Raw genomic sequence first — 9157 nt, forward strand, 5'->3', positions numbered from 1 at the left:
CAAATCCCACCGCCACCGCCAGCCAGTCGAGCGACAGCCGGATCCCCTGGGTCCGGCTGTCGCTCGTTGCGGGCGGCCAGCCGCCAGCGCGGCACATCTGACTGCTCCCGGCCGTCGGATGTTCCGCTCGGACGAGCAGGATCGTGCCGGGAGCGCGACGGACGCGCGGCGGCTCAGGACCGGGCGGCGGGCTCCGGGGCCGCCCCGCTCGCCGTGGTGGGCAGCGTGTGGGTGTGGGCGGAGGCGGCCGCCGCGGCGTCGCCGAGGGTGCCCTGCGAGGCGCGGAACCTGCGTCCCATGAGCACGGCCATGAGGACGCCGACGAAGCTGAACCCGGCCATCAGCCACGACGTCGCGGACAGTCCCGATGCCAGTGCGTCGGCGTCGGAGGCCCCGTCGGCGATGCCGTTGGCGGTCACCGAGCCGTAGATCGTCGCTGCCAGTGCCGTCGCCACGGCGGCACCCACGTAGCGCGCCATGTTCGAGACCCCGGACGCCGAGCCGACCTGCGCGGGCGGGACGCAGGCGGTGGACGCCGCCGACGCCGGGCCGTTGGACAGCCCCATGCCGACGGCGATGGCGATCAGGGGCAGCACGAAGGCGCCGTACTGCCAGGAGGAGTCGACCAGGCCGACCGCGGAGAAGCCGAGGGCGGTGACCAGGAAACCGAGGCCGACGACCTGGCGGCCGCCGAACTTCGTGGCGAGGCGGGGAACCAGGGGTGCGACCACGACCAGCCCGACGGTGGCGGGCAGGGTGGCGAGGCCGGCGTCCAACGGGCTGAACCCGAGGGTGCTGGGGTCCTGGAGGTAGAGGCTCAGCACGAACATCAGCGCGTTGATGGTGCCGGCGCCGATCAGGATGGCCATGGTCGACCCGACCAGCACCCGGTTGCGCAGGAGCGCGAGGTCGAGGAGCGGGAGCGAGACGCGTCGCTCGACGGCGACGAACCCGATGCCCGCGAGCACCGACACCACGAGGCAGCCGACGGTGGCGAGCGACACCCAGCCCCAGTCGCTGCCCTTGCTCAGGGCGAGGATCAGGGGTGCGAGGGTCAGGGCCACGAGGGCGGAGCCTGCGTAGTCGATCGTGGGGGGTCGGTCGGGGTCGCGTGACTCCGAGACGGTGGCGGCCGTGAGCAGCACGACCAGGACCGCGATGGCGGCGTCGATCCAGAACAGTCCCTGCCACCCGGCGACGTCGACGAGCACGCCACCCACCAGCGGCCCGGCCGCGGCACCGACGGCCGCGGCGGCCCCCCACAGGGACACCGCCCGCACCTGCGCGGAGCCGCTGTTGGCCACGGTGAGCAGGCTCAGCCCGCAGGCCAGGATCGTCGAGCCGGCCGCGCCCTGCACGAGGCGTCCCGCGATCACCATGCCGCCCGAGTCGGCGAGGGCGATGAGCACGCAGGACGCGACGAAGAGCAGGAGACCGAGCTGGAAGACCCGCTTGCGGCCGAAGAGGTCGCCCAGCGCGCCCGAGGTCACGATCACGGCGGCACCGACCAGCGAGTAGCCGGTGACGGCCCACTGCAGCGTCTCGACCGACATGCCCGTGTCCGCGCTGATGGCCGGCAGCAGGATGCTCACCGCGGAGGTGTTGGCGTTGACCACCAGCGTGGAGACGCAGGTGGCCACCAGCACGCCGGTCKCGCCCTTCGCCGTCGTCGCGTCGACCTCGCTCATGTCGCGGTTCCTCTCGCCGGGGCTGCTCGCGGGCCCGTCCACGGAAGCACCGCCGCGGGCGCGAGGAGATCACCCGTGYGGGGTGAGCCCGTCGTCGGGAGCCGCCCGGCGCGTGGCCCGGACGACGACGTCGTGCAGCTCTCCCGCTCCGTCGCCCACCGCCCGGACCGGCTCGTCCGCGCTGACGACCTCCCAGAGCGTCGGGTCGAGGCGGCCGACCACGCTCGCGGCGGTGACGGTCGCCTGCTCGGGAGGCCGTCGGTCGCCGCGGCCGTGCGCGTGACCGTCCTGCGGCTCGTGTGCGTGCCCGTGCCCGTGTCCGTGCCCGCCACCGGGCTCCTGGAGGTGGCCGACGACGAGCAGGGTCCCGCCCGGCGCGACCCAGGTGGCGAGGCGCTCGTAGAACGCCAGCTGGGGCATGGCGGGGTGCGCGTAGTGCGTGGTCACCAGGTCGTACTGCTGCGGCGGCTCCCAGGTGTCCAGGTCGGCGCGGACCCACGTGACCCGCACACCGGGCGACGCGTCCGCCACACGGTCGGCGGCCCGGGTCAGTGCCTGCTGCGAGATGTCGGCCGCGGTGACCTGCCAGCCGTGCTCGGCCAGCCAGATCGCCTCGGCGCCCTCGCCGCACCCGGCGTCCAGCGCCGTGCCCGGTACCAGGCCGGCCGTGCCGGAGGCGACGTACGGGTTGGCGGGCACGGGCGGACGTCCGTCCTCCGCGCCGACCTCCCGCCAGTGGGACTCCCAGTAGTCGGCGTCGAAGTCGTGCGTCATCGTGCCAGCCTGGGGCGTGCCGGACCGCGGGGCAAGCGGCGGGTCCGGATCAGTGGGTGAGCTTGAGTCCGACCACACAGCCGACGAGCCCGACGATCAGCGCCACCTTGACCAGGCTCGCCGGCTCGGCCCCCGTGGCCATCCCGAAGCCCACCGTGATCGCCGCGCCGATGCCGACCCACACGGCGTAGGCCGTCCCGATCGGCAGGGTGCGCATCGCGTAGGCCAGTCCGCCCATGCTCAGCACGAGACCGACGACGAAGACCACGGACGGGACGGGACGCGAGAACCCCTCGGAGCGACCCAGGGCCACGGCCCACAAGGCCTCCAGCACCCCGGACACGACGAGCACGATCCATGCCATGACGACCTCCATGAGGCCGTCTTGTCGCTGTCCGGGTACGGCTCCCTCGTCCGGCGAGCCGGGTCGGCTCGCCGCCGAGGCTACCCGCCGTGCGCCGTCGGCCCGGAATAGGCGCCCGGCGAGCGGGGTTGCCGCCACATGACCGACGAGCAGGCTCGAGCGACCATCGGCCTCACCGGCCTCGCGACCATGGGGCGCAACCTGGCCCGCAACATCGCCCGGAACGGCCACACCATCGCGGTGCACAACCGCACGACCGCACGGACGACCGCGCTGCTGGACGGCTACGGCGACGAGGGTGACTTCGTCGGGACCGAGTCGCTGGAGGAGCTGGTCGCCGCGATCGCCCGGCCCCGCGCGATCGTCATCATGGTGAAGGCCGGCGAGGCCACCGACGCGGTGATCGACGAGCTGGTGCCCCTGCTGGACGAGGACGACATCGTCGTCGACGCCGGCAACGCGCACTTCACCGACACGATCCGCCGTCAGGAGGCGCTGGCCGAGAAGGGCCTGCACTTCGTCGGCATGGGCGTCTCGGGCGGCGAGGAGGGCGCGCTCAACGGCCCGTCCATCATGGTCGGCGGCTCCGAGCACGCCTACGAGCGGCTGCGCCCGGTGGTCGAGTCGATCGCCGCGGTCGTCGACGGCACCCCGTGCTGCGCCCATGTCGGTCCCGACGGCGCCGGTCACTTCGTGAAGATGGTGCACAACGGCATCGAGTACGCCGACATGCAGCTCATCGCGGAGTCCTACGACCTGCTGCGCTCGGTGCTCGGCCTGGAGCCCGCGCAGGTGGCCGACATCTTCGAGGAGTGGAACGGCGGCGACCTCGAGTCGTTCCTCATCGAGATGACCGCCGACGTGCTGCGCCACACCGACGCCGCGACCGGACAGGCGTTCGTCGACGTGGTGCGCGACGCCGCCGAGCAGAAGGGCACCGGCCGCTGGACCGTGCAGAACGCCCTCGAGCTCGGCGTGCCGGTCACCRGCATCGCCGAGGCGACCTTCGCGCGCTCGCTCTCGGGCCACACCGAGCAGCGCGCCGCGGCCCGCGAGGTCTTCACCACCGACCCGGAGACGCAGCGCGTCGAGGTCGACCGCGACGTCTTCGTCGACCAGGTGCGCGCGGCGCTGTACGCCTCCAAGGTGGTCGCCTACGCCCAGGGGTTCGACCAGGTCGCGGCCGGCGCCGAGGCGCACGGCTGGGACATCGACCTCGGCGAGGTCGCCACCATCTGGCGTGGCGGCTGCATCATCCGGGCGCAGTTCCTCGACCGGATCAAGGAGGCGTACGCCGACGAGCCGGACCTCACCACCCTGCTCACCACGCCGTACTTCGCGGACGCCGTCAAGGACGGCGTGGACGCCTGGCGCGAGGTGGTCGCGACGGCGGCGCGCGGCGGCGTGCCGACCCCGGCGTTCTCCTCGTCGCTGGCCTACTTCGACGGCCTGCGGCGCGACCGGCTGCCGGCGGCGCTCATCCAGGCGCTGCGCGACAACTTCGGCGCGCACACCTACGAGCGGGTCGACCGGGACGGCACGTTCCACACCCGGTGGGCCGAGGACGACCGCGCCGAGGAGTCGGCGGGCTGATCGTCGCTCAGTCGAAGAGGATGACCTGGCGGATCGCGTGCCCGTCGGCGAGCTGGTCCATGCCCTCGTTGATGTCCTCGAGGGCGACGTGCGACGACACCAGGTGCTCGACCGGAAGACGTCCGGCGCGCCACAGGTCGGCGAAGACGGGGATGTCGCGGCTGGGGACGGCCGACCCGAGGTAGCTGCCGATGATGGTGCGCCCCTGGGCGACCAGCGCGAGCGGCGAGACGGTGGCCGTGTCGTCGGGGGCGGGCAGCCCCACCGTGACGGTCCGCCCGCCGGGGGCGGTGAGGTCGATCGCCGCCTCGAAGGCGCGGGCGCGTCCGACGCACTCGATCACGACCTCCGCGGTGAGCCCCTGCTCGACCGCCTCGGCGGGCGTCAGCGCGTCGTGGGCGCCCAGCCGCCGGGCGGCCTCGAGCTTCTCCGGGAGGGTGTCGACGCCGACGACGCGTACGCCGTCCTGGGCGAGCGCGGTGAGCACCGCGGCCATGCCCACTCCCCCGAGACCCACGACGGCGACGGTCTGGCCCGGTGTCGGCCGACCGGCGTTGAGGACCGCGCCACCCCCCGTGAGCACGGCGCACCCGAGCACCGCGGCGACCTCGGCGGGCACGTCGTCGTCCACCGCGACGACCGAGGTCTCGTGGACCACCGCGTGGTCTGCGAAGCCCGAGACGCCGAGGTGGTGGAAGACGTCGGCGCCCTCCCGGTGCAACCTGCGGGCGCCGCCGATGAGGTGCCCGGCGTTGTTGGCCGCGCTGCCCGGGACGCACGGGGCGAGCCCGTCGGTGGCGCAGGCGGGGCACTCACCGCACCGGGGCAGGAACGTCATCACCACGCGGGTGCCGACCGGGACCGTCGCACCGGGCCCGGCCTCCACGACCCGGCCCGCGGCCTCGTGCCCGAGCAGCATCGGGACCGGGCGCACCCGGTTGCCGTCGACGACCGACAGGTCGGAGTGGCACAGGCCCGCAGCCTCCACCCGCACGAGCAGCTCGCCGGGCCCGGGCGGGTCCAGCTCGAGCTCACTGATGGTCAGGGGACGCGAGTCGGCGTACGGGCGCGAGGCCCCGATCGACTCCAGGACGGCTCCACGGATCAGCATGGGGTCACTGTGCCGCACGCGACCGGGGCCGACGCGATCAGTCCAGCACGACCAGCGGGTCGCCCTCCTGGACGACGTCGCCGGGGGTGACCTTGATGGCGGTGACGGTGCCCGCCCGCTCGGCGAGGACGGGGATCTCCATCTTCATCGACTCCAGCAGGATGACGGTGTCGCCCTGGGCGATGGTGTCGCCGACCTCGCACGACACGACAAGGACGTTGGCCACCATCTCGGYGAGGATCTCGGTGGACTGGGAGCGAGCCATGGGAGCGAACCTAGCCGTTACCGGGGCGTAGTCAGAGTTCCGCGAAGCGCGAGGGCTCGGGGCGGTGCGCCTCGGCCTCCTCCGCGCGACGGCCGCGACGACCACGCGGACCCGTGAGCGCCAGGTCGACCCGCACCACGAGGTAGCCCAGCAGCAGGCCGGGGACGAGGGAGTACGCCGCCCGCAGCGCGGCCTCCAGGAAGCTGCCGTCGGGGTCGAGCAGGCCCTGGGACAGCGGGATCGTGGCGGTGACGCCGAAGGCGCACACCCACCAGCCCTGCCGGCGGCGCGCGCGCATGTGGGTGCCCCAGACCAGCGCCGGGATGCCGAGCAGCACCACGAGCGGTCGGGGGAAGGCCCCGATCCGTTCGGTGGTCCAGTCGACGAAGTCGAGGACGGACAGGACGACCGACCCTGCGCCGTACCGACGCAGGAGATCGGCGTAGGCCAGGGTGAGGACCAGGAGGACGGCGCCCACCAGGACCGCGACGAGGCCGCGACGACCGAGGCCGTGGAGGCCGGCACCGAGGCGGTAGACGAGGGCGAAGACCAGCACCAGGCCCAGCAGCAGCGACGCGTAGTCGAAGCGGGGCACCGTGACCGTGGGCTCGAAGCCGACCGCCGCCAGCGCGGTGACCCCCGCCAGGAGGGTGGCCACGAGGACCTCGCGGCAGGCGCGCCAGTAGGTGGCCGCCGGGACGGTCAGCATCACCGCCAGCACACCGCCGGCCACCACGGTGAGGACCGCGGCACCCGTACGCAGCATGGGAGTGTCGACGACGACCGCGAGGACGCCGATCGCCAGCGCGAGGACGGCGGTCACCCAGGACCGGCCACCGGTCCGCACCGCCAGCGCCCACGAGAGGACCGTGGCCACGGCTGTCGCGCCGGCTCCGTCGACCCATCCCGGTCCGACGCCCACCGCGGACGCGACCAGCGTCGCCACCCCGGCCACCAGCACCAGACCGGCCAGCAGCCACAGGAGGCCGCGGGTCTGCGGAGAGGCGGCGCCGGGACTCGTGTCGGCGGCCGTCTCCGTGCGCCGCCTCGACGGCGGCCGGTCGGCGATGCGGCGGCCCTTCACGGGCGCACGAGCGGGGGAGGACACGGCCCGAAGGCTACAGCGGGCGGCACCGGATGCCTTCCGGGAGGACGCCGCTGGGAGACTCGTGGGCATGGCACCGGACCGGGTCGAGGCGCGCTTCGCCGGGGTCGTCCTCGCGGGCGGCACGGCGGCACGCATGGACGGCATCGACAAGGCGGGGCTCGAGCTCCGGGGGCGGACCCTGCTGGAGCTGGCCGTCGACGCCTTCCGTGACGCCGACGAGGTGGTGGTCGTCGGCCCTCGGTCGCCGATCTCGCGCCCGGTGACCTTCACCCGCGAGGACCCGCCCAGCGGCGGCCCGGTGGCCGGGCTGCTCACCGGCGTCGACGCGCTGCTGCGCGCGCCGGCCCTGGTCGGGGTGCTGGCGGTGGACATGCCGCACGTCACGTCGGACACCCTGCGACGGCTCCGGGTGGCGGCGAGCGGGCGGGACGGCGCCTTCCTGGTGGACCCCGACGGGCGCCGACAGCTCGCGGGGGTCCTCGCGACCGACCGTCTCGCGGCGGTGCGGCCCGACCGCGAGCACCAGCACGGGATGTCGCTGCGCGCACTGCTGGTCGACCTGGACCTCGTGGACGTGCCGGCCGACGGCGCGGAGGCGCGCGACGTGGACACCTGGGCGGACTGGCGCGACCTGCAGGCATGACACGCCCGGCGAGGACGTCGAAGGTACTTGCACGCCGAATCCTCCCGGGTGGAGATTGAGGGGGTGAACATCCACGACTGGATCGATGAGCTGTGCGACGTGCTCGACATCGAGACCGAGGTGGACGAGGGCCTCGTGCTCGACCTGGCGCGCATCTCGGCCAGGAACGTGCAGAAGACCGCGGCGCCCGTCACCGCCTACCTGCTGGGCGTGGCCGTCGGTGCCCGCGACGCCGACCCGGCCGAGATCGAGCGGCTGGCCGGGCTCGCCCAGGGCCTCGCCGAGCGGTGGGAGCGTCCCGCCGGCGCCCCGGACCCCGACGACATCGACGACGAGGTCCCCGACGACTCCACGGTCGACCACACGGGCGAGGACTTCGAGGAGGAGTAGGCCGACCGACCGACCTGCGGGACGGGCTGCGGGACGGGCCGGCGGACCGGCTGGCATGGTGGACCCATGCGAGCCGTCATCGCCTCCGGCACCGGGGGTCCCGAGGTCCTGTCCGTGGGCGAGGTGCCCGACCCGACGCCGGGTCCCGGCGAGGTCCTGGTCGCCGTCGCGGCGACCGCCGTCAACCGGGCCGACACCCTGCAGCGCCAGGGCTTCTACCCGCCACCCCCGGGAGCCTCCGACGTCATCGGCCTGGAGTGCAGCGGCACGGTCGCCGCACTCGGTGCGGGCGTCGAGGGCTGGGCGGTGGGCGACGAGGTCTGCGCGCTGCTCGCCGGCGGCGGCTACGCGGCGTACGTCGTGGTGCCCGTGGGACAGCTCATGCCGGTGCCGAGGGGGGTCTCGCTCGTCGAGGCGGCGGCGCTGCCCGAGGTGGCCTGCACCGTGTGGTCGAACGTCTTCATGGTCGCCGGGCTCCAGCCGGGCGACCGGTTCCTGGTGCACGGCGGCTCCGGCGGGATCGGCACCATGGCCATCCAGCTGGCCAGCGCGACCTCGGCGAAGGTCTTCGCCACGGCCGGCAGCGCCGCCAAGCTCGCGGCCTGCGCCGAGCTGGGCGCGGACGTGACGATCAACTACCGCGAGGAGGACTTCGTGGAGGTCGTCCGGGGCGACGGCGGCGCCGACKTCATCCTGGACAACATGGGGGCGTCCTACCTGGGGCGCAACGTCGACGCGCTCGCCACCGAGGGCCGCCTGGTCATCATCGGGATGCAGGGCGGTGCGAAGGGCGAGCTCGACATCAATGCGCTGCTCCGCAAGCGCGGCGCGGTGATCGCCACCTCGCTGCGGGCGCGACCGACCGACGACAAGGCCGCGATCTGCACATCCGTGGTGGAGAACGTCTGGCCGCTCGTCGCCGACGGCACGGTCCGACCGATCGTGCACACGACGATGCCGTTGGAGGACGTCGCGGCCGCGCACGCGCTGATGGAGTCCAGCGACCACATCGGGAAGATCGTGCTGACCCTCTGAGGACGATCGCGCGGGACACGTGCCCGACGATCGCGCGCCCGGGCACCCCCGACGACGTCCCCCAGGCACCCCTGTGCCCCGCGGCTAGGGTGGACGACATGAGCGAGCAGCAGGGCAGCCCCCAGCACCGGCCCGGCCAGGACGACTCCTCCGACGAGGAGCAGGTGGTGGTGGTCGGTCCCGACG

Annotated in this window: 10 protein-coding genes and 1 riboswitch; of the genes, 4 read left to right on the plus strand and 6 right to left on the minus strand. The window is 73.9% G+C overall.

The window, feature by feature from the left end; all coding sequences use genetic code 11:
- Window positions 1-173: 173 nt before the first annotated feature.
- The 3 genes from ACXJKL_RS07825 to ACXJKL_RS07835 all read right to left on the minus strand — a co-directional run bounded on the left by ACXJKL_RS07825 (window position 174) and on the right by ACXJKL_RS07835 (window position 2826).
- Window positions 174-1688, minus strand: a complete 1515-nt coding sequence (locus ACXJKL_RS07825; RefSeq protein WP_457206499.1) for an MFS transporter — start codon at window positions 1686-1688, stop codon at window positions 174-176.
- A gap of 69 nt (window positions 1689-1757) precedes the next feature.
- Window positions 1758-2462 carry a class I SAM-dependent methyltransferase gene (locus tag ACXJKL_RS07830; RefSeq protein ID WP_457206500.1) on the minus strand — a complete coding sequence of 235 codons (705 nt, stop codon included), beginning with the start codon at window positions 2460-2462 and terminating at the stop codon, window positions 1758-1760.
- 49 nt (window positions 2463-2511) lie between these two features.
- Window positions 2512-2826, minus strand: coding sequence for a DMT family transporter (locus ACXJKL_RS07835; protein WP_457206501.1), 315 nt, complete (start codon window positions 2824-2826; stop codon window positions 2512-2514).
- Between the two features lie 10 nt (window positions 2827-2836).
- A riboswitch (guanidine-III (ykkC-III) riboswitch) is annotated at window positions 2837-2901 on the minus strand.
- A 63-nt stretch (window positions 2902-2964) separates the two neighbouring features.
- Here ACXJKL_RS07835 and gndA point away from each other — a divergent pair.
- Window positions 2965-4419, plus strand: a complete 1455-nt coding sequence (gene gndA, locus ACXJKL_RS07840) for an NADP-dependent phosphogluconate dehydrogenase (RefSeq protein WP_457206502.1) — start codon at window positions 2965-2967, stop codon at window positions 4417-4419.
- Between the two features lie 7 nt (window positions 4420-4426).
- Here the strand turns inward: gndA and ACXJKL_RS07845 are convergent, their stop codons facing one another.
- The 3 genes from ACXJKL_RS07845 to ACXJKL_RS07855 are packed head-to-tail and all read right to left on the minus strand — an operon-like array spanning window position 4427 to window position 6903.
- Window positions 4427-5530 carry a zinc-binding dehydrogenase gene (locus ACXJKL_RS07845; protein WP_457206503.1) on the minus strand — a complete coding sequence of 368 codons (1104 nt, stop codon included), beginning with the start codon at window positions 5528-5530 and terminating at the stop codon, window positions 4427-4429.
- A 37-nt stretch (window positions 5531-5567) separates the two neighbouring features.
- Entirely contained in the window at window positions 5568-5795 is a 228-nt protein-coding gene (locus ACXJKL_RS07850) for a biotin/lipoyl-binding carrier protein (RefSeq protein WP_457206504.1), read from the minus strand.
- Between the two features lie 31 nt (window positions 5796-5826).
- Window positions 5827-6903, minus strand: coding sequence for a hypothetical protein (locus tag ACXJKL_RS07855; RefSeq protein WP_457206505.1), 1077 nt, complete (start codon window positions 6901-6903; stop codon window positions 5827-5829).
- 67 nt (window positions 6904-6970) lie between these two features.
- On the opposite strand from ACXJKL_RS07855, the gene mobA reads away from it, so the two are divergent.
- From mobA to ACXJKL_RS07870, 3 genes are all read left to right on the plus strand, one after another.
- On the plus strand, window positions 6971-7546 hold the full coding sequence (gene mobA / locus ACXJKL_RS07860) for a molybdenum cofactor guanylyltransferase (protein WP_457206506.1): 576 nt from the start codon (window positions 6971-6973) through the stop codon (window positions 7544-7546).
- A 63-nt stretch (window positions 7547-7609) separates the two neighbouring features.
- On the plus strand, window positions 7610-7936 hold the full coding sequence (locus tag ACXJKL_RS07865; protein WP_457206507.1) for a DUF6457 domain-containing protein: 327 nt from the start codon (window positions 7610-7612) through the stop codon (window positions 7934-7936).
- Between the two features lie 66 nt (window positions 7937-8002).
- Window positions 8003-8971 (plus strand): NAD(P)H-quinone oxidoreductase, encoded by a 969-nt coding sequence (locus tag ACXJKL_RS07870; RefSeq protein ID WP_457206508.1) that lies wholly within the window; start codon window positions 8003-8005, stop codon window positions 8969-8971.
- Window positions 8972-9157: the final 186 nt, after the last annotated feature.

Source organism: Nocardioides sp. P5_C9_2 (genome assembly GCF_054049555.1).

Excerpts from the sequence above, each read along its gene's own strand:
- ACXJKL_RS07835 (WP_457206501.1), bottom strand. The coding sequence starts at position 2,826 with ATGGCATGGATCGTGCTCGTCGTGTCCGGGGTGCTGGAGGCCTTGTGG.
- ACXJKL_RS07845 (WP_457206503.1), bottom strand. The coding sequence starts at position 5,530 with ATGCTGATCCGTGGAGCCGTCCTGGAGTCGATCGGGGCCTCGCGCCCG.
- mobA (WP_457206506.1), top strand. The coding sequence starts at position 6,971 with ATGGCACCGGACCGGGTCGAGGCGCGCTTCGCCGGGGTCGTCCTCGCG.